This window comes from Colwellia sp. MB02u-10, assembly GCF_014077185.1.
GTDB lineage: Bacteria > Pseudomonadota > Gammaproteobacteria > Enterobacterales > Alteromonadaceae > Cognaticolwellia.
On the sequence record NZ_JACGVK010000114.1, the window covers coordinates 16,728 to 41,714 of the forward strand.

At 37.8% G+C, this 24,987-nt stretch carries 24 protein-coding genes; 13 read left to right on the forward strand and 11 right to left on the reverse strand.

The annotated features are described in order from the left end of the window. Window positions 1-1,783: 1,783 nt before the first annotated feature. Window positions 1,784-2,134 (reverse strand): DUF5329 domain-containing protein, encoded by a 351-nt coding sequence (locus H4J59_RS08395; protein WP_259369449.1) that lies wholly within the window; start codon window positions 2,132-2,134, stop codon window positions 1,784-1,786. A gap of 245 nt (window positions 2,135-2,379) precedes the next feature. Here H4J59_RS08395 and H4J59_RS08400 point away from each other — a divergent pair, with 245 nt between their 5' ends. Next, on the forward strand, window positions 2,380-2,625 hold the full coding sequence (locus H4J59_RS08400) for a type II toxin-antitoxin system CcdA family antitoxin (RefSeq protein ID WP_182238490.1): 246 nt from the start codon (window positions 2,380-2,382) through the stop codon (window positions 2,623-2,625). Beyond that, window positions 2,625-2,942, forward strand: a complete 318-nt coding sequence (locus tag H4J59_RS08405; RefSeq protein ID WP_182238492.1) for a CcdB family protein — start codon at window positions 2,625-2,627, stop codon at window positions 2,940-2,942. Before H4J59_RS08400 ends, H4J59_RS08405 begins: the two co-directional genes overlap by 1 nt. Window positions 2,943-3,187: 245 nt before the next feature. Here the strand turns inward: H4J59_RS08405 and H4J59_RS08410 are convergent, their stop codons facing one another. The 4 genes from H4J59_RS08410 to H4J59_RS08425 form a co-directional block, all read right to left on the reverse strand. Then, the gene (locus H4J59_RS08410) at window positions 3,188-3,487 is read right to left on the reverse strand and encodes a type II toxin-antitoxin system RelE/ParE family toxin (RefSeq protein WP_182238494.1); all 300 of its coding nucleotides are present in this window, start codon (window positions 3,485-3,487) and stop codon (window positions 3,188-3,190) included. Next, window positions 3,475-3,732: a type II toxin-antitoxin system Phd/YefM family antitoxin gene (locus H4J59_RS08415; protein ID WP_182238498.1), complete on the reverse strand. Its 258-nt coding sequence runs from the start codon at window positions 3,730-3,732 to the stop codon at window positions 3,475-3,477. Before H4J59_RS08415 ends, H4J59_RS08410 begins: the two co-directional genes overlap by 13 nt. A 396-nt stretch (window positions 3,733-4,128) precedes the next feature. Continuing rightward, the gene (locus H4J59_RS08420; RefSeq protein WP_182185533.1) at window positions 4,129-4,443 is read right to left on the reverse strand and encodes a hypothetical protein; all 315 of its coding nucleotides are present in this window, start codon (window positions 4,441-4,443) and stop codon (window positions 4,129-4,131) included. Between the two features lie 435 nt (window positions 4,444-4,878). Beyond that, entirely contained in the window at window positions 4,879-5,121 is a 243-nt protein-coding gene (locus H4J59_RS08425) for a hypothetical protein (RefSeq protein WP_182238500.1), read from the reverse strand. Between the two features lie 1,057 nt (window positions 5,122-6,178). Between H4J59_RS08425 and H4J59_RS08430 the strand changes: the two genes are divergently transcribed. After that, window positions 6,179-6,952 (forward strand): sulfite exporter TauE/SafE family protein, encoded by a 774-nt coding sequence (locus H4J59_RS08430; RefSeq protein ID WP_182238502.1) that lies wholly within the window; start codon window positions 6,179-6,181, stop codon window positions 6,950-6,952. Window positions 6,953-7,188: 236 nt separating this feature from the next. Here the strand turns inward: H4J59_RS08430 and H4J59_RS08435 are convergent, their stop codons facing one another. The 5 genes from H4J59_RS08435 to H4J59_RS08455 form a co-directional block, all read right to left on the reverse strand. Further along, window positions 7,189-7,953, reverse strand: a complete 765-nt coding sequence (locus tag H4J59_RS08435; protein WP_182238504.1) for an ABC transporter substrate-binding protein — start codon at window positions 7,951-7,953, stop codon at window positions 7,189-7,191. Between the two features lie 469 nt (window positions 7,954-8,422). After that, window positions 8,423-8,950 carry a flavodoxin FldA gene (gene fldA, locus H4J59_RS08440; RefSeq protein ID WP_182238506.1) on the reverse strand — a complete coding sequence of 176 codons (528 nt, stop codon included), beginning with the start codon at window positions 8,948-8,950 and terminating at the stop codon, window positions 8,423-8,425. A gap of 23 nt (window positions 8,951-8,973) precedes the next feature. Beyond that, complete coding sequence (ybfE, locus tag H4J59_RS08445; protein ID WP_182238508.1) at window positions 8,974-9,261, reverse strand: LexA regulated protein; 288 nt, start codon at window positions 9,259-9,261, stop codon at window positions 8,974-8,976. A gap of 12 nt (window positions 9,262-9,273) precedes the next feature. Next, complete coding sequence (locus tag H4J59_RS08450) at window positions 9,274-9,495, reverse strand: DUF2788 domain-containing protein (RefSeq protein WP_146878424.1); 222 nt, start codon at window positions 9,493-9,495, stop codon at window positions 9,274-9,276. 181 nt (window positions 9,496-9,676) lie between these two features. Beyond that, window positions 9,677-10,444, reverse strand: coding sequence for an alpha/beta fold hydrolase (locus H4J59_RS08455; protein ID WP_182238510.1), 768 nt, complete (start codon window positions 10,442-10,444; stop codon window positions 9,677-9,679). 264 nt (window positions 10,445-10,708) lie between these two features. On the opposite strand from H4J59_RS08455, the gene seqA reads away from it, so the two are divergent. The 10 genes from seqA to H4J59_RS08505 all read left to right on the forward strand — a co-directional run bounded on the left by seqA (window position 10,709) and on the right by H4J59_RS08505 (window position 23,782). Next, window positions 10,709-11,260, forward strand: a complete 552-nt coding sequence (gene seqA, locus H4J59_RS08460) for a replication initiation negative regulator SeqA (protein WP_182238512.1) — start codon at window positions 10,709-10,711, stop codon at window positions 11,258-11,260. 73 nt (window positions 11,261-11,333) lie between these two features. Then, a complete protein-coding gene (gene pgm / locus H4J59_RS08465) occupies window positions 11,334-12,980 on the forward strand; it encodes a phosphoglucomutase (alpha-D-glucose-1,6-bisphosphate-dependent) (protein WP_182238513.1) in 1,647 nt (548 codons plus the stop codon). Window positions 12,981-13,331: 351 nt separating this feature from the next. Beyond that, a complete protein-coding gene (locus H4J59_RS08470) occupies window positions 13,332-13,694 on the forward strand; it encodes a group 1 truncated hemoglobin (protein WP_182238515.1) in 363 nt (120 codons plus the stop codon). A 5-nt stretch (window positions 13,695-13,699) separates the two neighbouring features. Further along, window positions 13,700-14,629: a GGDEF domain-containing protein gene (locus H4J59_RS08475; RefSeq protein ID WP_182238517.1), complete on the forward strand. Its 930-nt coding sequence runs from the start codon at window positions 13,700-13,702 to the stop codon at window positions 14,627-14,629. A 541-nt stretch (window positions 14,630-15,170) separates the two neighbouring features. After that, window positions 15,171-16,115, forward strand: a complete 945-nt coding sequence (gene rho, locus H4J59_RS08480; RefSeq protein ID WP_182238519.1) for a transcription termination factor Rho — start codon at window positions 15,171-15,173, stop codon at window positions 16,113-16,115. Between the two features lie 326 nt (window positions 16,116-16,441). Further along, window positions 16,442-17,551, forward strand: coding sequence for a succinylglutamate desuccinylase (gene astE / locus H4J59_RS08485; protein ID WP_182238521.1), 1,110 nt, complete (start codon window positions 16,442-16,444; stop codon window positions 17,549-17,551). A 430-nt stretch (window positions 17,552-17,981) separates the two neighbouring features. After that, window positions 17,982-19,166 (forward strand): thiamine pyrophosphate-dependent dehydrogenase E1 component subunit alpha, encoded by a 1,185-nt coding sequence (locus H4J59_RS08490; protein ID WP_182238523.1) that lies wholly within the window; start codon window positions 17,982-17,984, stop codon window positions 19,164-19,166. Beyond that, entirely contained in the window at window positions 19,166-20,143 is a 978-nt protein-coding gene (locus H4J59_RS08495) for an alpha-ketoacid dehydrogenase subunit beta (RefSeq protein ID WP_182238525.1), read from the forward strand. Before H4J59_RS08490 ends, H4J59_RS08495 begins: the two co-directional genes overlap by 1 nt. Before the next feature lie 11 nt (window positions 20,144-20,154). Next, window positions 20,155-21,747: a dihydrolipoyllysine-residue acetyltransferase gene (locus tag H4J59_RS08500; RefSeq protein WP_182238527.1), complete on the forward strand. Its 1,593-nt coding sequence runs from the start codon at window positions 20,155-20,157 to the stop codon at window positions 21,745-21,747. 202 nt (window positions 21,748-21,949) lie between these two features. Next, the gene (locus tag H4J59_RS08505; RefSeq protein WP_182238529.1) at window positions 21,950-23,782 is read left to right on the forward strand and encodes a protein kinase domain-containing protein; all 1,833 of its coding nucleotides are present in this window, start codon (window positions 21,950-21,952) and stop codon (window positions 23,780-23,782) included. 81 nt (window positions 23,783-23,863) lie between these two features. On the opposite strand, the gene H4J59_RS08510 is transcribed toward H4J59_RS08505, so the two are convergent. Continuing rightward, window positions 23,864-24,913, reverse strand: a complete 1,050-nt coding sequence (locus H4J59_RS08510; RefSeq protein WP_182238557.1) for a patatin-like phospholipase family protein — start codon at window positions 24,911-24,913, stop codon at window positions 23,864-23,866. Window positions 24,914-24,987: the final 74 nt, after the last annotated feature.

Below are 24,987 nucleotides of genomic sequence, written 5' to 3' on the forward strand. Positions count from 1 at the left end.
TTACCTCATCCTACGCTGTTATAGGTAAGCTTTATAGAGTAATTGCAGACTAAATTGTTGTAAGCGAAAAATTGTCGATATATTGAGATATCAGTTAACTCATTAAAGAGCGTATTTAGGCCATAATGCCTTAAGGCCAAGGTGAGTAAGTGTTTTATGATGAACGCTTTTTAGCCACTGGTTCACCTTGTGAGTGTGTGAGGGGCGTAAAAACTAATCGTCAGCTCGACAGTTGGCCTGTTAGAAGTTAATAGCGTTAGACGTTATTAACCTTGTAAGTCATTACTGTTAAGAGTCAATACCGTTAGGAATCAATGCGATTGAGCTTTAACCTTAACGCGAGCTAGTTTGAAGGAAAACCGAGCTATTGTTGAACGAAAAAACAGCTCATATCTGACCGTGTTTTTTTGGCGAACTGGCACAGAACAAGCAATCATAAAAAAATTAAATGGCGATAAGCATCAAGTTAACTTAGTCAAAAAAAGTCACGCTTGTACTGTCATTAAAATAATGAAGAAATAAAGTTTATCTCATCCTGTTTTCGTCCATTTGCAGACAGTTTGGTTACTGTTAGGACAAGAAGTGGCCATAAAAGGCACAAGGGAATAATCCAGATATAATGTATATAAAATATACTTGCTGCTAAAATTTGCAGCGCAATGAACCAAGTATACATGGTGGTAATAATTCTAGGGATATGATTAATTTTTCCAAGAGGGGGGGCATCTTTGAAATAGATCAAATTAATCCGTCAGTTGTAGGAGAACAATGAAGTTGTTTACTCTACCTTTGCTAAAGCTATATTGAATAGCAACTACTTCATAGGCAATATAAATAAAGTTATTGACCAACCCCGTTAGTTAATACTCTGTGCCAATAGCCGAGCAATATAGTTCTTTACTGCAAATGAAGGAGCTCACTAATAATGACCATTGACCACAGAGCAGCAAAGCTAACAATTGCCACATAGAACTTGGCATCAGAATATTAATGATGGTTGAAATATTTATCTAAGGCTCACTAATGCCAACGGCTGTGTGAAAACTCTCAGAGTAAATTTTTTATGCGACGCTACGTGAATTAGCAGGTGGTTTTACCTCAAACGTACTACAGAATTTAATCTACAGAGCCTTTTTACGTTGATAATATCCAATTACGCAAGTTCGAAATAGTTTTCACACAGGCTTGCCACAAAGAAGACATTAGCTTTTAAAGACAATCAATACTTTGGATTAGGTTTTGTATCGCTAACGAGCTCGTAGAATAACTCGTTTATTATGAATTTCCCAAAAAGATCGGGGTACCAAATGCATTACCTATATCAAATAAATTGTCTACAGCGCGATACAGGAACACAAAAATTTAGAGATTTTGGCTGAATTAGTTATTCTACAGCCTCAACGCCAGGTTAAGCGGCAAAAATTGTTGGCTAAAATTGTGATCGAGTGAAACAGCCAACTGTTTTCTTATCCGTTTAGGCGCCTTATAGCAGTGCATTACACGTCTATTTTAGTTTTATTGGAACCAAAATAACTAGACAATACTAATGTAAAACAAAAAACGAATATAGGCTTATACCAATCAATAGCTTGTTCGCTATGAATTAGAAAGTCATATAAGAAAACGCCTGTTGTGGCAATTACACTGCTTATAATATTACGAAACATACTGATACTTCCTTGTACTACCAACGCCTAATTAACAGGCAAAAAATAGTTGGTTAAAATAAGCGACGCAGGAGCAAAAGCCAACTGTTTTTTGTCCTTTTAAATGACTTATAGCCCTACTTTTGTGCTTGCCTATAAACCTTTAATTCGTTTAACAACCAATCTTGACTTTTTACTGGAGCATTATTACTACAGTGAATTTTATAATACTTACCAGACATTTTACTTTTAGTTGCAGAATATTTTATAAAATCTTCTGTTGATTCGATATTGTCAGAATAGTATTCATATTTTTTGTTTATATGTTCTACAGCGTCCTTACCATTATGCATCGTACCATTACGCTCATACTTGCAATCAGTAGAGGCTACGAAACTTAAAAGGTGGTTAATTTCATCTTGAGTTGAAGCGATAACATTTAAAGAAAATGCAGATAATAAAATTATGAATATTTTACTCAGGTTCAAGTGACAATCTCCAGTAGTGCTAACGAGCTCGTAGAATAACTCGTTTATTATGAATTTCCCAAAAAGATCGGGGTGCCAAATGCATTACCTATATCAAATAAATTGTCTACAGCGCGATACAGGAACACAAAAATTTAGAGGAACGAAAAACTATTTTAAGTCCTAGTTGATTTGCTTGTTATATGCCCTTTACAATACGCATTAGAGTGCGCATAATTAATGCAATGATTACTTGGAGACATATTATGCAAGCATTATACGATTTTGACGCCCCAAAAAAAGCAACAAATCTTAGTTTAAATAGTGACTTACTAAAAAGAACAAGAGCACTTAACATTAATTTATCTGCGACTTTGGAGCAAGCATTAAAAGATAAATTGAAAAGTATTGAAGCTAAAAAGTGGGTAAAAGAAAATAAAAATGCCATACAAGCCTACAATGACTTTGTCGATGATAATGGATGTTTTGGTGATGAATTTAAAGAGTTTTAATGTCGCAATTTGATGTATATATAAACCCAAGTAAAAAAAGCCGTGAAGCATACCCGTATATTATTGATATTCAGAATGCCTTAATTAGCGATATTACAACAAGAATTGTGATTCCTTTAGGAAAATTCAACCATTTTAGAAATGAGCAAATGGATGGCTTAACTCCATTGATTAAGTATGAAGATGAACAATATGTTTTACTCACTCCTCAGATTGCTTCGATGCCATCCAAATTACTCAAAGATCCTGTTGGATCAATTGAGTCATTAAGAGATGAGATTATTGCAGCGATCGACTTTGCTATTACGGGCATATAACGAGCTTGTAGAATAACTCGTTTATTATGAATTCCCCTCAAAAATTGGGGGAGCAAATGCATTACCTATATCGAATAAATCGTCTACAGTGTGATACAGGAACACAAAAATTTAGTGATTTTGGCTGAGTTAGTTATTCTACAGCCTCAACGCCCTAATAACAGGCTAAAAATAGTTGGTTAATTTAGCGACGAAGGAGCAAAATCAACTGTTTTTTGTCCTGTTTGAATGGATGTTAGCCGTATTTAGCTCTGTAGAAGAAATCTACGAAGATCTCGCTCATGACGCATGACATGTAAAATATAAACTTTGTCACTATCCACTTTATAGAAAATACGACAAGGATTAACATTAACTTCACGGTAATTTAAGTTGCTTAATTCAAGTGGCCTTTTACCTGATTCAGGATGATCTTCTAGTCTAGATATTTTATCAAATATTTTGTGAGTCAATTTTTTAGCCGCATCAATATTACTTAAAGCAATATACTCAGCAATATCGTTTAAATTATCAAGAGCTGGAGATGTCCAAATTATTTCAGCCATTTGCCCATTTTCTCTTTTGCTTCTTGATTCGAGAATGTATTACCGCTTTTAATTGCTTGCTCACCACGTGCAACACCCTCAAGAATTGCCATTCGTTGTTGCATAAATTCATAATCTTCAACATCAACTAAATAAGCTGATGGTTGGCCATGCTCAGTAATTAACACTGGTTCTTTAGATATGTGGAGATCAGCTAAAATTTTGGTCGCTTGACGCTTAAGTGTCGTAACAAGTTCAACTCTCATGATAAATCCTATTTAGAACTCAAATAATGTATCACTATAGTATCACAAAAGCTTGAGGTTACAACTATACGGCTAACGCCCTCTTGATGACTTGCAGATAAAATTATAAAACACATAAAATCAAAGGCTTAAGAAAATAAATCCTATGCTTTATTCTTTATTTGTAGCACATGTGTAGCGTTTTTATTTACAAATTAATTTCTTAAATAGTATCACTGAAATGTCGCTAAATGCCACATTGCTGACATTAGCTTTAACTACCTAGGGTAGAGCTTGGATTAGTTTTTGTATCGCTAACGCCCAAATAACGGGCTAAATATTGTTGGCTAAAATAAGTGAACGTAGTGAACAAAAAGCCAACTGTATTTTGTCCCTGTTTATTTTCTTAGCTTGCTTTTAGCCCGCAAACTTTTTAACGATTTCCAACTCTTTAGGACAATGCTTAACAACCAATTCGTACACTTTGGAATAATCGACTTCTAACCCACTCACTGAGGGTAACTTCTGTTTAGTTAGGTTTTCTAAAACGCTATTTAAGACGATTTGTTTATAACTGACACCTTTATAGTTCTCTTGATCTAATGGAGCATTTTCCATGCACTCCATTAGATTAATAAAAACGTTATCTGGAATGGTGTCCTCTGTCGCGATTGAAGGGTTGGCAAAGACAAGACCAACAAATGATGAAATTAGTAGTACTTTTTTAAACATATAAACTCCTTTTTAAATGCCGCTATCGACAAGCATGCCAACGCCCATTTAAGGGGAAAAATGCAGTTGGCTAAAATAAGTGAGCGGAGTGAACAAAAAGCCAACTGTATTTTGTCCCTCTTGAAATTCTTGTTTATTATGTGTTTTTTGTGATCCAGTTGCCTGAAACAAGCATGATATAAACACCCACAGTTATAACAGCTAACATAAGACCAATAAAAGGGGATGAACTCCAAACTTGATAAGACATACCAAGTGAAGTCGTTAAGCATAAAGTTATAGCTACAAGGTTTACTCGATTGAGCTTGCGACTAAATTTCATTTTTGAATCCTCATCCTTTGAGTTAACTAATACACGTTGTAAACACCAACGCCACATTCAGAGGCTAAAAATTGTTGGCCAAAACAGCGAGGCACGAGCACGGCCAGCTGTTTTTAGTCCTTTGTAATGTCTTGTGTACTTGCTTTTTTAACTTTGGCATCAGCTAGTTTATTTGCTGTGAATAAAGCTGAAACTAAAGTCACAAGAATTGAAAAACTAATATGGCTAATAATTTCATATGTATTAGCACCAAATATAAAAGCAGAAAAATAACTTACTCCTAAAGTACTAAAGAACGTTAAGAATACATATACGACTTTATTTCTTTCAAAAATCAAATTAAATATTTCTTCCATGGAATACACCTTTACTTTGAATTGCCGTAGCAAGTTAACGCCCATTTAAGGGGCAAAATAGAGTTGGCTAAAATAGGTGAACGGAGTGAACAAAACAGCCAACTTTATTTTGTCCCTCTTGAAATTCTTGTTATATGTTAACTATTTGGTGAATAATTTATCTATTTCTTTAGGGTTTGATTTTACAAATAAATGAATAAAAAATGCTACCGTTAAGTAAAAGATAGTTAGAATAATTGCACCCACAATAGTGATGTTATCGAATGCACCTTAGGGATAAATACTTATTGTGTCAGTTAAACAAAAACCAACAAATAAAGCCCAGAAAGCAACTTTTTGATTACGACTCATAATTCAAATCCTTTGAAAACATATAACGCTTATTATGGAGACTTCTCAGTAATGTCCGTCCCATAAATATTATTTAATTGAAATTAATATCCCATAATTTCAGAGCTTTAGGAAATACAAATTTTGTATTTTTGTTAGAAAGTGGATATTACTGAGACTTCTCAGTAATATCTAACATTAAAATAAATATTATTATCTTAAATATCAATAAATTAGAATAACATAAGGTTGTTTTATGATTATTACTAAGACTTCTCAGTAATACGCCATGAAAAAATTCATTAGAAAATATAGGGCAAAAATTTTGAGGCTAAGGTCTCCTAAGCGCACAAAGTGATCATTAAAATATTGTTAAGAAAATCCAATGAAATTACCCCAAAGAAATATATGAGCTTTAATAAAGAAGTTTATTGTCTAGTAATAAACTATATTGTTCCCCTACATCAGTGTTGGACGCTGTAAATGATACCGCTAAACTGTATTGCTTTGTCTCTTTTGTCGATTAATGTCGATTATTCAGCGATGAAACTGCATCCAAACATTGGTCAAAAAGTCATTATATATAATATTCAAATGGATGGAATCAGGTTACGATTGAACATCACATAAGCATCACACAAGCATTTTACTGGCCAGTATCTGCAGGGCTGAAATAAAATATGCTACCGTTTAACCCACTTTCATCTTTATAGGCTTATTATTCATAATGTCATTTGAACTCATATTTTTGTTCTTTGCCGGTTTTTTTGGTGGTGTTGTTAACTCAATTGCCGGCGGTGGAAGTTTTATTACTTTTCCCGCGCTTATCTTTGTTGGTATTCCTCCTATTATGGCTAATGCGACCAATACTTTTGCGTCGTGCGCTGGTTATATGAGCGGTACTTATGCCCTTCGAAAAGAACTTGCTGCGCATAAAGATGAACTCTGGCTCATCATCGTTATCAGTTTAATGGGGGGTATTTCTGGTGCTTGGCTATTGCTGCAAACATCAGAAGTGGTATTTCGAGTCGCTATTCCTTGGTTGTTATTATTTGCCACTGTACTGTTTATTTTTGGTGGTCAGCTTAATGCAGGATTTAAAAAAATAGCGACTAAGCACCAACACGCATCGGCTATCGGTGGGGTCTTACTGTTAATACTACTCTTGGGGGTGTCTATTTATGGCGGTTTTTTTAACGCGGGATTGGGTATCATTATACTCAGCTATTTAGCATTAGCGGGCCATACCAACATCAATGCAATGAATGGATTGAAATTATTAGTGTCAGCGGCAGTGTCATTAATTGCCATCGTCCTGTTTATTTATAATGACGTTATTGTCTGGTATGAAGGCACTGTTTTGTTATGTGGCACGTTAGTAGGAGGCTATATGGCGGCGAATATATCACGCCAACTACCACAAAAGCAGGTCAGAGGTGTTGTTATTGTGATAAGTGTTGCGACGACATTATATTTCTTTTTCGCGACTTATTTAGCTTAACAATTAATTTTTAATAGAGGACAGAGGACAGCATTCTTATCCTACAACACTGCTAGTCGGTAACAAGGATAAATCGAGCTTGAATCAAGGTGAGTCGATTGCTGAAATACTTATCTTATATCTGATCAGGTAAGGCTTTTTAGAGGTGACTAGCCAAGTCACTTTTAACCATGAAAATTAGTAGCTAAAAAAAATCATTATCACTAAAGTCCTTTTATAGCTAAAAAACGTGCGGATTAGTACTCAGCTGGAGACAATTCATATTGTTGTTTAATCGTTAATCGCTGCTTAGCAATATTATCAAAGGCTCGCTGGTAGCTTTGTATTATGTGATCGGGTGTATTGATATTAAATACCAAGTAATTACCGGTTTTGTTAACCTGCCAAACCTGTTTATAGGCATTAGTATTTAAGTTGTTTTTTTTCGCTAAATGCTCAAAAGCATGGATAGAGGTAACCATCATGTCTACACGATCTGATTGCATCAACAAAAAGGCTTGTTCTAGTTGCGAAATTTCTGCGAGATTAGACGCAGGAAACCCCATTTTATGCAGCGAAATGCCTGAAATATCATCCTTTACTGCTGCAACCGTATGATTAAACACTTGCTGTAAGTTGGAAAAATTAAAGTTTTTTGATTTTTTGGCAATTAAGACATGAGTAGAATGAAAAAAAGGCCCAACCCATTTAAACAGTTTTTCACGTGGTTGAGTTTTAGACATAGTAAATAAAGCGGTATTACTTTTATCTAAAGTAAATTTATAGCCACGTGCCCATGGCACTAACAGCACTTTTTGTTCAGGTATGTCTAAATTTTTCCAGATAGCTTTTAAGGTATCTACTGAAATGCCTTTGAGTTCATCATTGATTAAATAATTGGCTGGCGGATAATTCTCAGTATAAAAGGTGATATTTGCAATGGCCGATGGTGGTTGAAATGCCTTCAGTTGAGGAAGCACTAAAAAAAACAACAAAATTGATTTTAAAATAAATATTTTCATTAGAAAGAGTAGTACTAAACCATCAGGAAATCATGATAGCAAAATTCACGATATTAATTAAGTTTAATTATTAAAATCAAATTATTATAAGCTTAATTGGGAGCAGCATTACTAAGTGATAAGTGCTAACTATCAAGTGTCTTGGACTATAGTCAATCGCCATTGCCTTTCTCTTAAGTGCTACTATGGCTGGATTTTTCTGTGCTAGGGTGTTTTTAAATGAAGGATTAAAAATTAATCTATATGTTTACAACTTACATTTATATAGTCGTACAAAATATTGTCTAAAACAAGCTTGAGCTACTAAGTCGATGCCATAAATGAAATGACAATTTATAGGTGTATATACCTTGAAAGGTATGGCCGGCTGCAAGCGTATAACATGATCTGTAGTGTTAGCTATAATAGCAACAAAAAAGCCAGCTAACCGCTGGCTCTTTCAATACAATGTAGTTTACTGTGTAAAGCGTTAGTCTGCTAACTCAGCTAAACATAGTTCATCGTAAATTTGTTTAACCCAAGTATCGACGCGCTCGGCGGTTAGTTCAGGTTGACGGTCTTCATCAATACATAAACCGATAAAGGTGTTTTCGTCAACTAAGCCTTTAGAGGCTTCAAATTCATAACCCTTGGTTGGCCAGTTACCAACAATAATAGCGCCCTTTGATTCCACGATATCACGCAATGGTTCCATCGCATCACAGAAGTACTCAGAGTAATCTTCTTGATCGCCTAAACCGAAAATAGCTACGAGTTTGTCGGTAAAATCAATTTCTTCTAATTCAGGTAAAAAGTCATCCCAATCACATTGGTTTTCGCCATAATACCAAGTAGGAATACCTAAAATTATTAAATCGAACTCAGCGATTTCTTCTTTGGTACTTTTGGCGATATCTCTAACATCGACAAGGCTTTTACCCAATTTCTTTTGGATCATTTTGCCTATGGCTTCGGTGTTGCCTGTGTCACTTCCGAAAAATAAACCTACAATTGCCATTAATTTAACCTTTTTATAGCTAACTAAATTTTAATATCGTTGGTATCAAGCGAATGAACTAATAGGGCTTCTATTAATTCACTTCGACTAACACCTTTATCATTTGCTAAAGCGTCTAAACGTTCATATACATCTTGATGTAATTTAAACTCTATTCGCTTTAAGCCATTGTTCTTATCGCGCTTTACCTGATTGCGTTTGTTTATTTTTATTTGCACGCTGCGTGAATGGGGGTTCGTTTTTGGTCGCCCCGGTCGCTTTTCATCGCTAAATAAGTCAATGGTTGTTAAATCTGCTACTTCTTTTGCCATTTTATTACTTACTTATCCAACGCCTTGGCTTTCCCAAATAAACTGAATGATGCCTTTTGCGATAAATCCAGCACACCCTAAAAATAATACAAAATAAACAACTATCTTTCCCATCTTAGGTACATCGTTTTTTTTCATCACATCATGCATTGATAAGCCAATGAAAATAAAGATAAAAGCAAAAAATAAATTTAGCCCAATGGTTTCAATTAATTCGAAGTGTTCTGCTAACATATTTAACCCTAAAATTTTCACGGCGCACTATAGCATATTGCGGCTTTTAAAGACATTATTTTTGTTACCTGAGTAACCACTTTGCCCGCATTATTTTGCTATTTTGTCGCCTATGAGTATAAAATAATTTCATCACGCTCATTATACAAAGTTATACTGTTTGGTATTAGCGCTAGATCAATTAATTTGTTAAAAATCCTTCAACGCTGCGATTAAAGGCAAGCGTTTTTTCAGCATGTAACCAATGTCCAGCCCCTTGAATAATACGGGCACGACTCTGTGGGAATAAGCGTAATATTACTGTGCGGTGTTCGGGTAATATGTAGTTAGAATTAGCCCCTTTGATAAACAGGGTAGGCCCTTGATAGCTATTGCTGCCTTGATAAGCGGTCATTATTTGTGGATAATTTTTTGCTATGTTTTCAAGGTTACATTTAAAAGAAAACTGGCCATTTTCGCTGCTTAAATTACGCAATAAAAATTGTCGCACGCTTAGATTGTCAACATATTGGCTGAGCTGTTTATCCGCGTCTTTACGTTGTTTTATCATGGTAAAGTCAAGTGACCTTAAGCCAGCAATTATTTGCTTATGGTGCGGTGGGTATTCAGCCGGGGCTATATCGGCAACAATTAACTTTTCAACTAGCGCTGGCGCAGTAAGGGCTAATTCCATGGCTATTTTTCCGCCCATAGAATGGCCCAAGACTACGGCACTATTGATGGCTAGGTGCTGCATAATATCAATAATGTCTTGTGCCATGGTTGAGTAGTTCATCACACTATCGTGAAATGAGTCGCCATGGTTACGGACATCAACACTGGTGACTCGATAATTTTCCGCTAAGGCTTTTGCCACCATATTGAGGTTTTCTAAGCGGCCAAATAAACCATGGATAAGGATAATGTTTTTACCGCTGCCAGATTGTTGATAGTTTAAAAGCTTTGCCATTGGGCTCTCTTATCGTGTTACTTAAGGAATAAAATTGTACTTATTTTGACATTTTGAGCTAATAAAATCCAAATTAAATTTTATTAAAATCAAGTGCTATATAGATTTTAGCGCGCTGATTGTGGTGGCTAATATTTAATTTTAATAGCTTACCCACTGACTTTTTGAAAAATATTTCCATCATTTGTTAATCCACTATAGAGACTTATTATTAACGCAAGTATAATCTTGGCGCGATCTACCATAATTTTCCTAGGGTCATCAATGAAAAACATCGAAATAGATGAAGAACTTTATCAACACATTGCCTCAAATACCCAGTTTATTGGCGAAAGTGCATCGTCGATATTACGTCGTCTAATTAACTTACCCAGCCAAAATAATGCTGAGGTTGTAGCTGCCGTTAAAGTAGAACTTGTTGAACAAATTGTAGAAGAAGTTGTTGAAGAGCCAGTAGCTGATGCAAAGGTTGATGTTAATGGCTCAGTATTTCATTACATCAATAGAGAAGAGTTGGCTATGCAGCGTGGCGCTGTAGGTCGATTTTTACTAGTATTAGCGGCATTACACCGGGTGCACGGCCAGCGTTTTTCAGTAGCTTGTCAGATCAGAGGTCGTGACCGTTTATATTTTGCGGCCAGTGAAGCAGAATTAGTGGCTAGTGGCAGCAGTACTAAGCCTCGTCAGATCCCAGAAAGCCCATTTTGGGTGATTACAAACTCAAACACTACCCGTAAAAAAATGATGTTGACCGAAGTCAGTCGAGCATTAGGCTATAACGAGCAAGATGTAGAAGACATTCGCGATTTACTTTAGTTGTCATGGTTATATTAATTGGTGATCAAGTAACGTACATAGCTTAAATTTTTACAAGGGATAAGGAGATTAAATGACCATTCATCAACATGCAGGCAAACTGGCAAGACCGATAGATAGAATTAACCTTGGTCGTTTAGTTAGCGACTATTTTTTACAAACACCTAATGTTGACATTGCCGAGCAAAAAGTGACTTTTGGTACTTCTGGGCATCGTGGTAACGCCAGTAAATTAAGCTTTAATCAGCAGCATATTGAAGCTATTTGTCAGGCAGTAGCTGAATATCGTTTAGCGCAAGGCTTTAATGGGCCACTTTATTTAGGTAAAGATACCCATGCGTTATCTGAACCGGCCTTTGCTTCTGCTATTTCAGTATTGATCGCCAATAATATCCCTGTTGTTATTCAAGACGATGATGGCTTTACGCCAACGCCGGTTATTTCACGCTTGATTATTGTCCATAATAAAACCCAGTCAAGCCAAGCTGATGGTTTGATCATCACGCCTTCGCATAATCCACCCAGCGATGGCGGCATTAAATATAATCCTCCTCATGGTGGTCCAGCTGAAGGTGAAATAACCCAAGTTATTGAACAGCGTGCGAACGAAATAATTGCGAATAAACTGCTTGATGTTAAACGCCTTGATTATACCCAAGCACTAAAGTCTGCATTACTGACGCGTGAAGACTTTATCACTTTTTATGTTGAGCAATTAAGCCAAGTAGTTGATATGGAAGCCATTGCAAAAGCAGGTATACATATTGGCGTTGACCCTTTAGGTGGCTCAGGTATTCATTATTGGCCGGTAATCGCTAAAAAATATGGTTTAAAATTAGAGGTAGTCAATCCAGTGGTTGATGCCAGTTTTGCTTTTATGCCCTTAGATAAAGATGGCAAAATTCGCATGGATTGTTCATCACCTTATGCCATGGCAGGCTTAATTGCTTTGAAAGACAAGTTTGATATTGCCGTCGGCAACGATCCTGATTTTGACCGTCACGGTATTGTGACTAAAACGGGTGGTTTGATGAACCCCAATCATTACTTAGCGGTGTCTATTCACTATTTAATGACTCATCGAAACTGGCCTAAAACCTGTAAAATAGGTAAAACACTGGTCTCTAGTTCGCTAATTGACCGTGTTGCCAAGCTTATTGACCGTCCTCTTTCAGAAGTACCTGTTGGTTTTAAATGGTTTGTTGATGGGTTACATGATGCAAGCTATGCCTTTGGCGGTGAAGAAAGCGCCGGTGCGACATTTATCGCCCGTGACGGCAGCTGTTGGACCACAGACAAAGATGGTTTTGTGATGGCCTTACTCGCGGCTGAAATGCTTGCTGTTACCGGTAAAGACCCTTATCAATTATATCAAGCATTAGCTAAGCAATTAGGCGAGCCATGTTATGGCCGTGTTGAGGCGGTCGCTAACTTGCAACAAAAGCAGGTACTGACGGCACTAACCGCGGATGCTATTACTACTGATGTGTTAGCGGGTGAGAAAATCAGCCAAATATTGTCACATGCGCCCGGTAACAATGCCGCTATTGGTGGTATTAAAGTGTGTACTGAAAATGGTTGGTTTGCGGCTCGCCCGTCAGGTACTGAAGATATTTATAAAATATACGCAGAAAGTTTTATTGATGATGCGCATTTACAGTTAATTATCAGCGATGCACAAAAGCTTGTCAGTGCTGCCTTTTTTGCCGCGGGTTTGTGATACAAGCATGTCGCTAGAATGGTGTTAAATAAAGTTGCCAGCGGGCCACTTTATTTACAGTTATGCCATTCTAATATTTATCTATTATTTGCTATTGCAAGAGACTTTTAATCAAAAATCATGTAATTTTATGCTTTATTTTCTGTTCTTATAGTATTAGGCAGACGTCAAGGTAGTCTTAAGTCTTATTTATGCTTAGCGTATTATCAAATATCGTGCTGCGGGTTAAGATAAATATAACAAGTTTTAGTCTTGTTATATTCATTGAAAAAAGAGCAAGTAGTCACTTAGTTAGCGAAATATTAGGCTTCCTAGTTATGGATAAATTCTAGCAATAGACATGGAGATTAAATGACGTCAATAAATTATTTTGAAAAATACGGCGGCTTTGCCACTTTATACCCTCTTGTGGGTGAGTTTTACGATGCAGTTTTAGCGTCAGATATTGTCGCTTATATTTTTGAACCTATTCGTATGGAGGCATTAATCGAACACCAAACCAAATATTTGGCGGCTATGATGGGAGGCCCAGGTGAATATGATGATGAAAAACTCAAATCAGCCCATAGTCAATTTAAGATAACTGAAATTGAATGGAATGAAGTGGTCAATATTTTTATCGCTACCTTGAACAATTTTAAAGTTGAAGACGACGACATCAATACATTAGCTAGCTTGATCGCGGCTCGAAAATCGTTAATTGTCGCGGAATAATAGCCATGGGATTTGATTTATTAAATAAATTAGACGTTGTCGTTGCAATATGTAACAGGCAAACATTGGCCCCATTTTATTCGAGTAGCAAGTTTAAGGCTATCATAGGAGAGTGTGGTGAGGCCATTTTCAACCTATTTGAGAGTAAATATCAAGCATTCTCTAGAGAGCAAGTCTTAGCTGTAAATTCACAAAGCCCTTATGCATTTACAATAGAATTAAAAGATGAACGCATGCGTAAAATCATCAAAATTACCATGAGTGATTATGCTGAAGACCAACTCATGATTGTTGGTCAGGATATAACCGAGCTGAAAAAACTAGAATATTCATTACAGTCCTACGCTTCTCTTATGGAAACACAAGAAAAGAGCCTGATTAAAATGGCCTATACCGACTCATTAACCGGTATTGCCAACCGTCGAGCTATGTTCAAAAGATTTAATGAATACATTCAAAACCAAAATAATAGTAAGGCGTCTATAGCCGTAATCGACATTGATCATTTTAAACAGTTTAACGACGATTATGGCCATGAGTTCGGTGATTATGTGTTAAAGTATTTTGCTGAAAAAGTTACACTAGCATTAGATAACGACTGTTATTTTTCTCGTATCGGTGGAGAAGAGTTTTGTGTATTTAGTTACACGCGCAATGGCGCAGAGTTAACTACGCTGATTGATACGGTTTTAGATACAATAAAATGTTGTGAAATACTGACACCAGAAAACAATATTACTCAACTTAGTTTTAGTGCTGGCATTGTCGAGTATACAAAACAGGGTACGACTTTAGATGAACTACTAAGTAATGCAGACAAGGCATTATACTTTGCTAAAGCGACTGGACGTGGTCAAGTTATTTCTTTTTCTACAAATTTATTGGCAAAGCATGGAGCTAAACCTATGCCTAACTTTCGAGAAATAAAGCGTTAAGTTATTTATTGCTATCAAAAATGAGCTTTGAATTTTTCAATCCTTTGTTGCTGGCTTTTGTGAGCAAATTAACGCTATTACGATATTAAGTTCAGCTTTTTTCAATGTAATTCTGAACAATAAAAACAAGCCGACTAAGTGATAAAAACTGGCCTTAAAAATCAACAGTTATGCCGCTGAAATTCACTTATGTACAATGAGTAAAGCGAAGCGATAAAATAGTCATTGATAATGATGGCATAAATTCTCAAATCTGCTGGTAATTGCTCTTCAACGTGACACTATCTAACCATGACTTTAATACGAAAGTTAGCCGCTATAAAAATACTACCTTAGCGCTTTAATCTTAATGCAGATTTTGATTTTAAAGATAACAGCTGAAAATATTGATCAATTTTCGCTAGTGGGCTAATAGCCATTTTAATAAAATATAACCTGAGCAGGTAGCTAATATTGTATGGGTATAATACCCGCTTAGTTGCCTTAGACTAAAATACAGAGGTTAAAGACACTTCACTCTTTAGAGCTATAAAGCGATATCATGACAAGAAAAATATTAACATTACCGGTAAAAAGAAAAAAAATACCCAAACAAGTGGATGAAGTCGTTAAAGATGCATCTTGTGATGACCCACAAAAGCGTTTTTTAAATGGCGTAGCCATTAATCCTTATCAGTGTATTGAGCTAGCATCAGGCTCTGAGCAACTTTCCATGCGAGCGATGGATTTGTTTACACCGCTTGGCAGGGGTCAACGAGGCTTGATTGTAGCTCCGCCAGGCTCCGGAAAAACCACGCTTTTAAAAGATGTTTGCCAAGCAGTGGCGACAGCTTATCCCGAAATAAAGCTTTATGCCTTACTTATTGATGAGCGTCCAGAAGAAGTGACAGACTTTAAGCGCAGCGTGTCGGCACAAGTACATGCTTCCTCTACAGATGAAAACCATGACCAACACGTTCGTGTCGCTAATAACCTGCTTAATATTGCGCGCAAGGAAGCGGGTGAAGGTCATGATGTTATGATTGTTATTGATTCTTTGACTCGACTGACAAGAGTACATAATGCCAATCAAAAAAGCAGTGGTCGTACTATGTCGGGCGGTCTTGACGCTAGCGCGATGGCGATACCACGAAAATTATTTGGCGCTGCAAGAAAGATTGAGCATGGTGGCTCACTGACTATTTTAGCCACCATACTGGTTGATACAGGCAGCCGGATGGACCAAGTGATATTTGAGGAATTCAAAGGCACGGGTAATATGGAAGTTGTTTTATCACGGGAAGCGGCACAACAACGAATTTTTCCCGCCTTGGATATGGCTAAAAGTAGTACGCGCCGTGAGGAGCTGCTGTTAAATGTTAAGGATCTCGAAAATATAAAAAATTTGCGAAGAGCATTTACCGGGCTTAAACCCACAGAAGGTGCGAGTAAACTTGTTGAGTTACTGAAAAAATATCCAAGCAATGCCGAGCTGTTAAATCGTTAGTGGCGAAAAAATTGCAGTGTTGAGTTAATGAAATGAATTAGCGTACAAAGCGATAACTTTATCTGCTAATTAGCTCTATTTTTTCTACTACTTTTGCTGCTAGATCGGCAAATAGCTAGTTAATAATCGATGGTAAGCTTAGTTAATGTGATGTGGTGTAATTGATACGACACGTCAGAGATTAAATTAGCAGCGCAAGGACGTTGAGTTTCAAATCAAGTACAATAGCGCGCAATCAGCAATCAGCAATCAATAATTAATAATTGTTAGCGTGATCCAATCTAGGCTACTCAATTAAACTCTTTTATGACAACAGGTGAAAACGCGTGAGTGATTTTTCAAGTTCAACCAATGCCTTCGCATCAACTTTACAACAAAGTGGTGATTTTCTCTCAATAACTCGTGCCAATGAATGGTCATTACCTGGTGGTACTTTTAGTTTTGATGTTACCCATCAAGCTTCTCAAACCTCAAGTAAAGTCACGGTATTAGATACTGGCTTAATTACCTTCGAACCGATTAATCGTGCTAGCAGCCAAGATATTGTTTTATCGAGTGCAGTCCATGGTAATGAAACCGCGCCTATTGAAATTTGCAGCGATATTATTGGCCAATTGATCCGAGGTGAATTGGCGTTAGCAGAGCGGGTGTTATTTATTTTTGGTAATCCGGCCTCAATGAATATTGCTGAGCGCTTTATTGAAGAAAACCTGAATCGTTTATTTTCTGGCGGCCATTCACAAGACCAAGGCCAAGGCGCGGGTTTAATTAATAAAGAGCGTCACCGTGCTTTGTTATTAGAAAACACAGTAAGAGACTTCTTTGCTGCAGGCAGTAAATTAGACTCAGCAGATGGTGTAGAACGCAGCCGTTGTCATTACGATCTCCATACCGCTATTCGTGGCTCAAAGTGTGATAAATTTGCAGTTTACCCTTTTTTGCATGGCGCGCCGCGTAAAAAAAGTCAGTTACAATTTCTTCATGCCTGCGGTGTTAGTACTATTTTGTTGTCGCACTCACCAACTACTACCTTTAGTTATTTTTCGTCACATGAATTTGGCGCCGATGCTTTTACCGTTGAGCTAGGTAAAGTGCATCCATTTGGTGAGAATGACATGAGCCAGTTTGTTCAAGTTAACGACACTTTGACCAAGCTAGTATCAGGTCAGCAGCTTGATTTAGTGCCATATAAAACCAGCGACTTTAACCTTTATGAAATATCACAAGTGATTGATCGCCAGCATGAAAATTTTTCGTTAACTTTTGCTGATGATGTTGAAAACTTTACTGATTTTCCTAAAGATCATGTATTAGCGATTGATGGTGAAAAAGAAGTTAAAACTCAGCAAGACGGCGAAGCGATTATTTTTCCTAATGCTAATGTCGCTGTTGGCCAACGTGCGATGCTAACCGTTACCCCCACAACACTTGCCTAAAGAGATTTAGGTACTTAGGTTATGTCTGAAAAAAATAACCTGTGCCTAGGTGAATCTCGTTATTTAGATACTTAGATTAGATCTGAAACTAAAAGTCTCCGTCTAAATGGAGTTCGGTATTTAGGTACTGAGTTTTTTAAACTAAAATGCTTTTTATCAATTACTTAGGGTGTCATGGCTTGATTATAGCGAGTATAACTGTAAAGAATTCTGCTCGCTGCAAAGGTTGCAGAACAGTTCATTTTGAGCACTAAACTTGTTTTTCAGTTTACGTAAAGGTAAAGTGCTTGCGATTATTACAACCAACAATTCATAACAACGACATAAATACTCACCTTGCGTTGAAAGCTTCTATACTTTCATTAATTAAAGCCAAGGTAGAATAGGCAATATCACCTTATATCCAAGGTTAATAAAAAAAGAGAAGGCTATGAACACTGACGTATATAGCGAAAGCCCGGTCGTACATCAACCCGCTTTTATTGATGGTCATTCAGTTGAAATTCCAATCCTTAAAATATTGAAACAAGATGGTAGCATTTATCAAGATGCTGCCATGCCAAACATAGATCAAGCATTGGCGACTAAAACCTATAAAACGCTCGCTTTTCATCGTGTATTAGATGAACGTATGGTGGCAGCACAGCGCCAAGGTCGCATTAGCTTTTATATGACGGCACTCGGCGAAGAAGCTGCTAGTGTTGGTGGTGCTGCTGGCCTGAAAGATCAAGACATGATCATGGCGCAGTATCGTGAGCAGGGAGCATTAATGTTTCGAGGTTTTAGCCTTGAAAACTTTATGAACCAAATGTTCAGCAATGAAAAAGATTTAGGTAAAGGTCGTCAAATGCCAATTCATTACGGTAGTCGTGAATTGAACTATATGACGATTTCATCACCGCTTGGTACACAAATCCCACAAGCTGCCGGTTATGCCTATGGTCAAAAACTGCAAGGTTTAGATGCGGTTACCATTTGTTATTTCGGCGAAGGCGCTGCGTCTGAAGGCGACTTTCATGCCGGCTTAAACATGGCTGCTGTACATCAAGCACCGGTTATTTTCTTCTGTCGTAATAATGGCTACGCTATTTCAACGCCATCAGAAGAACAATATGTCGGTAATGGTATTGCTTCACGTGGTGTGGGTTACGGTATGAAAACCATACGTATTGACGGCAATGATATTTTAGCTGTGATTGCTGCCGTACAATTGGCGCGTGAATATGGCATAAAAGAAGGCAAGCCGGTATTAATTGAAGCTATGTCTTACCGTTTAGGTGCGCATTCAACGTCTGATGATCCTTCAGGTTATAGAACACGTGAAGAAGAAGCCAAATGGCAAGAACATGATCCTATTCTTCGGATGAAGAACTGGATGCTTGCCCAAGGTTGGTGGGATGAAGCACAAGAAACTACCTTGTTTGAAAAGCTAAGAGATGAAGTTTTAGCCGCCGTTAAAGTGGCTGAAAAAATTGACAAGCCGCCAGTAGAAGATCTCATTACTGATGTTTATGACCAAGTACCACCTTTGTTACAAAGTCAATTTGATGATCTTAAAGCACATATCAAAAAACACCCTAAAGCTTACCCGTTTACGTCAGGGAGAATTAAGTAATGGCGCAAATCAATTTATTACAAGCGATTAATGACGCGCTTAATATCGTGATGGCAGAAAACGATCGTGCGGTTTGTTTTGGTGAAGATGTGGGTCACTTTGGTGGCGTATTCCGTGCAACCAGTGGTTTACAAGAAAAATACGGTAAAAGCCGTTGCTTTAATACCCCGTTGGTTGAGCAAGGTGTTATTGGTTTTGCTAATGGCCTAGCCGCGCAAGGTAGTACCGCCATTGCTGAAATTCAGTTTGCTGATTATATTTTTCCGGCCTTTGACCAAATTGTTAATGAATCAGCTAAATTTCGTTACCGTAGCGGTAATGAATTTGATGTGGGTAAATTGACTATTCGTACGCCATACGGCGGCGGTATTGCCGGTGGTTTATATCATAGCCAATCACCTGAAGCTTATTTTGCTCATACACCTGGTTTAAAAGTTGTTGTGCCTCGTAACCCTTATCAAGCAAAAGGTTTGTTACTGGCGTCAATTCGTGACGATAACCCGGTAATATTCTTTGAACCTAAACGTTTGTATCGTGCATCAGTTGGTGAAGTGCCAGAAGAAGACTACGAACTACCTTTAGGTAAAGCTGACGTTGTGCAAAAAGGTAGTGATATCACCTTACTGGCTTGGGGCGCTCAAGTTGAGATCGTTGAGAAAGCAGCCGCATTGGCAGCAAGCGACGGTATTTCATGTGAAATCATTGATTTACGTACCATTTTGCCTTGGGATATTGAAACAGTAGCAAACTCAGTGACTAAAACAGGCCGTTTTATTGTCAGTCAGGAAGCCCCTTTAACGGCTGGTTTTGCGAGTGAAATTGCCGCGACTATTCAACAAGAATGTTTCTTGCATTTAGAAGCGCCAATTGCCCGAGTTTGTGGCATGGATACACCTTATCCATTAGCACTTGAAAAAGAATACGCCGCAGATCATTTAAAGATCTTTGAAGCAATTAAAACCACTATGACCTACTAGGATTTATAAGCATGAGCATTGATTTTATACTGCCAGATATTGGCGAAGGTATCGTTGAATGTGAACTGGTTGAATGGCTAGTAGCAGAAGGCGATGTGATTGCAGAAGATCAGCCCGTTGCTGATGTGATGACCGACAAAGCCTTGGTTCAAATTCCAGCGATGCATTCTGGTGTAGTAGACAAACTTTACTACGCACAAGGTGAGATAGCGAAAGTTCATCACCCCCTATTTTCCATGACACCAGAAGGTAGCGCTGAAACGCAAAGCGCTGTTGCACCAGCAATAGTTGAAACAACAATTGCTGAAACACCTGTAGCGCCAGCGCCTATTACTGCTAGTGGCACTCAAGTAGAAGACTTTATTTTACCTGATATTGGTGAAGGTATTGTTGAATGTGAACTAGTTGAATGGTTAGTAGCTGAAGGTGATTTGATTGAAGAAGATCAACCGATAGCTGACGTTATGACCGATAAAGCCTTGGTACAAATTCCAGCTATGCATAAAGGTAAAGTGGTTAAGCTTTATTATGCCAAAGGTGAAATTGCCAAAGTTCATGCGCCCTTGTTTGCCGTTGAAATTGCCGCCTCTGGACCAGCGACTGTTGCTGCTGTAGTTGAAGCTCCAAAAGCTGCTGCCACTAATGCACCCGCTAAGGCTGAGGTTGTTGAAACTCAAGCAGTTGTAGCAAAAATAGTGAATAAAAAAGCTGTCGCGAGTCCTGCCGTGCGACGTGTTGCGCGTGAGTTAAGTGTTAACATTCATCAAGTACCTGGCAGTGGTAAAAAAGGTCGGGTTTATAAAGAAGATGTTTTAGCTTTTAACAAAGTACCAGCACCCGCAGTGGCGACCAACCCTAGCGTTGTTGCCGATAGCAATGTTACCAGTAGTGTTGTTGGTGGCACACGCGTTGAACCTATTCGCGGTATAAAAGCTGTGATGGCAAAAGCTATGGTGAGATCAGTATCGACTATTCCTCACTTTACTTACTGTGAAGAAATCGATATGACCAATTTGATTAAATTGCGTGGAGAACTAAAAGAAGTTTATGCCAAGCAAGATATTAAATTAACCATGATGCCATTCTTTATGAAAGCTATGTCGTTAGCGTTGAAGCAATTTCCGTTAGTGAATACGCAAGTGAATGAAGATTGCACCGAGCTAACTTATTTTGACGATCATAATATTGGTATGGCCGTTGACTCGAAAGTAGGTTTGTTAGTACCTAACGTTAAACAAGTACAAACAAAATCTATTTTAGACTTAGCTGCGGATATTACCCGTTTAACCAATGACGCGCGCTCAGGTAGAGTGCCAGCAGCTGATTTGAAAGGTGGCACGATCACCATTTCAAATATTGGCGCTATTGGTGGCACGGTGGCAACGCCTATTATCAATAAGCCTGAATCTGCCATTGTTGCGTTAGGTAAGTTACAAAAATTACCCCGCTTTAATGACAAAGGTGAAGTGGAAGCTCGCTCAATTATGCAAGTGAGTTGGTCTGGCGATCATCGTACTATTGACGGTGGCACCATTGCTCGTTTTTGTAATTTATGGAAGTCATTCCTTGAAGAGCCAAGCAATATGCTAGTGCATATGTCATAAGTTTTGTTCAATTATCTTGATTAAAAAAACCTGCATTATGCAGGTTTTTTTTATTAAAAATTAGGCTGAAGAAATGATAAATTTAAATAACTCAATGTTTTTGAATTACTTTAGTCACAAGAACTCAGCTAAAAGATATCAATTAGCCTTAAATTCAATGATAATTTATCTAGATCCAGATGTTTACAGTTAAGGAAGTCTAGTGGCGGAAAAGAAACTCCAGCATTTTTATATCGCTGAAGAACAGTCGATTTATTTATTAAATCATGAAGATGCAACCAAGTTAAAGCAATGGGTTGAGCTTTGTCAGCAGCAGTTAACTTTGTTGGGTTATCAAAATATCGCGCTCATTGGTAAAGGGGCTTATGGTTTTGTCTTTGGCGGTGAAGACGAACATGGGCAATCACAAGTCTTTAAGTTTTCCCGTATTAATCTGCCACAACATGTTCAAGACCGCTTAGCTGAAGAAGCCGATATTCAGCGAGAGTTATCTCATGAACGTATTCCTAAAATCATGGGTTATTACAAGATAAAGCGCCAATCAATTGTCCATATGCAGCGTGCTCCAGGCATAGATCTTGAGAAATTGTCCTATCAAGAAGGGCCTTTACCGAGTGAATTAATCGTTAAAATTGCTCTGCAACTTGCTGATATTCTGATTTATTTGCGCGATAGCAGTCAACACGAGAAGGGTAGACCTTATGTTCATGGCGACATAAAACCTTCCAATGTGGTGTTTGACCCTGAAACTGAGAAAGTCTACCTAGTTGATTGGGGCTCATCCGTACCTGCACAGCTTGATGTTAATGGCCAATCTACCGTTAATAATGTTATGGATTTAATGAGCAGCGATTTACAAAATAGTAATGCCCGCTTAGGCGATGTTTACTTTATTGGTGATGAGCAAATTAGCGGTGAAATGTCGTCACCCCGTTTTGACGAACAAGGGCTAGCGGCAACCTTATATGCCTTAGCTTCAGGGCAGTCTTGTCGCTATGGTAGTTCGGTGATAACGCCTTCATCTTTGGGCTTGCCTAAATTACTGGCGCAAATATTATCTGGTATGTTTAGCAAAGATAGAAGTCAGCGAAATAAAGCCGGGGACTATTTTTTTAAACATCTAGCCCTGTTAAAAAATACCGTGATGGCTGATCCGCCTTTGCCGGTTGAAATTATGCCTTTAGTGCCAGTTTGGTGTAAAAGTTATCACAAAAATATGGATACTGTGGTTTATGGTTCGCGTAAATCTTTCCTGCGAGAATCTGCAGAGGTAGACGAATTAAATGATATAGACGACGTGCAATTAGAAAAATACTTTAAGAATTTTCTGATGGGTATGGGCGATACTGAGAAGGCTTTTGTTGCTGCGGTTAGCCGTCTAGCTAATTTTCCTGTTGTGGGTGGCTTAGCGGTGCGTTGGGAAAAAAATGGCGTGTATATTGACTCAAACTTATCGTTATTTGACCCTAAACTGAAAACATCGTTTCAAAGTGCAGTGAATAATATGGTGCGCTTGGCTCAAGGGATATACAGAATAGGGGTTTTTAAAAGTTGTTTATTCAATGCCAGAAATACGTTGCATGTTGAGCGTGAAAATGAAGAGCAACCCTTTCAAGCCTTAGCCAATCAAGCTATCCATTTTGATGTCAGTGATATTGCCGATATTGACGATATAACACGACTGCATTCTTACTTTGAAGATGGTGTCGACCCAGATGAGTATTTATATTTACCCGACGAAGTTATGGTGGTGCTAGGGCGTTTAAATCAGATCCATCACACAGGTTGTATTATTTTTGAGGTCTTGCCACGACACCTTAAAATTCACAGTTATTTAATGTTACTAAATCACGATAAAGAAGCCGAGTTTACGCAATGCTTGACAGAAATATTACAGTTGCTACCAACGATTACCGGTATTGGTATTTCTGGTTTTATGAAGCTGCCTTACAAAGACACACGATTTTTTGAACACATAAATGGCTTACCGGATAAGTTTTATCCGAGAAACCCCAAGCAAACAGCACAACCTTAACTCTGTCTAACAATAAAATAGCCATAAAGGCTTGATTCAAATAATACTAAACGGACTAAATTAGTCCGTTTAGTATTAAGCTCATTCAATAAGTTTAATATGTTCGGTGTTCGGTTTAGCTACGCATGCTGAAAATTCATCCGCTAAACATTCAGATGCTTTTAACACTGCTTGCCAATATTTTAGCCGTGTTGCAGGCGCTAGATTAATAAAATCTTTCCGATCAGGTATTTTTGCAAAAGGTAATTGAGCAATAAAGGCTGCAGAGGGCACTAACATTACGGTGTTTTTGTAATACTCGGTATTGACCTTACGCGCTAAATTTTTATCAAACCAACCGGCTTTTGGCGTTGGTGAAAAGTGTGGATACAGGGTAAGGCCAGATGCTGGCTTGATATCAACATCAAAGTGGTAATCAATAATACCACCGTCGCGATACATGCCTTTTGGCGAATCAGCAATGTTTTTTACACCGCCCATAACAACAGGGATAGAGCCAGAGGCAAGCAAACTGGTGGTTAAGTTTTTGTGACTCAAGGCTTGATATTGGGTATTAAAATTATAAGGGTCATTAATCGTTAACTGGCTTTTAGGATGATGGTAAACAAAGCGTTGATATTGTTTGGCAAGTAAACCTCGATTGATTTGATTGAATACCATGCTTGATATTAACCCCAACATTAACGGCGTTTTTTGCTCAAAAGCAGTTAAGCCACGGCATTTTGCGACAATAAAGTGTGCTTTGAAAATTGGATTTTTGATAATTTCCTCACTGCCGCTTGCACCTAAGACTTCTTCAAGTAGGGCTATTGCTTTGGCGGTAATTTCTTTATTTTTGGCTTTTTCCGAATAGGTGGTTTGTGAATAGAGTGTCGCTAAGCGCTTAATCGCCGCAACGGGATCTTGCTGGCTAAGGGCGGCAAAGCGAAATGCCCCTGCTGACGAACCGACTAAATTTAATTCAGTGCGACGATCTTTAAAATATTCACCAAAAAGGTATTTGTCTAAGCCAAATAAGCTAAACCATTTTGGCCCACCACTGGCGCCCAGCATAGTGGTAAAAAGTTCTTGTTTAAAACCGTGTTCTTGTATTGTTTTTAAGGCGTTGCTGCCACAATAAATATCTAGCATATTAGCCATCGTTAGAAAAACCTCTCCATGGGTTATTACAGTGCATACTATTTTTTAGTGGTACTTAACTTACT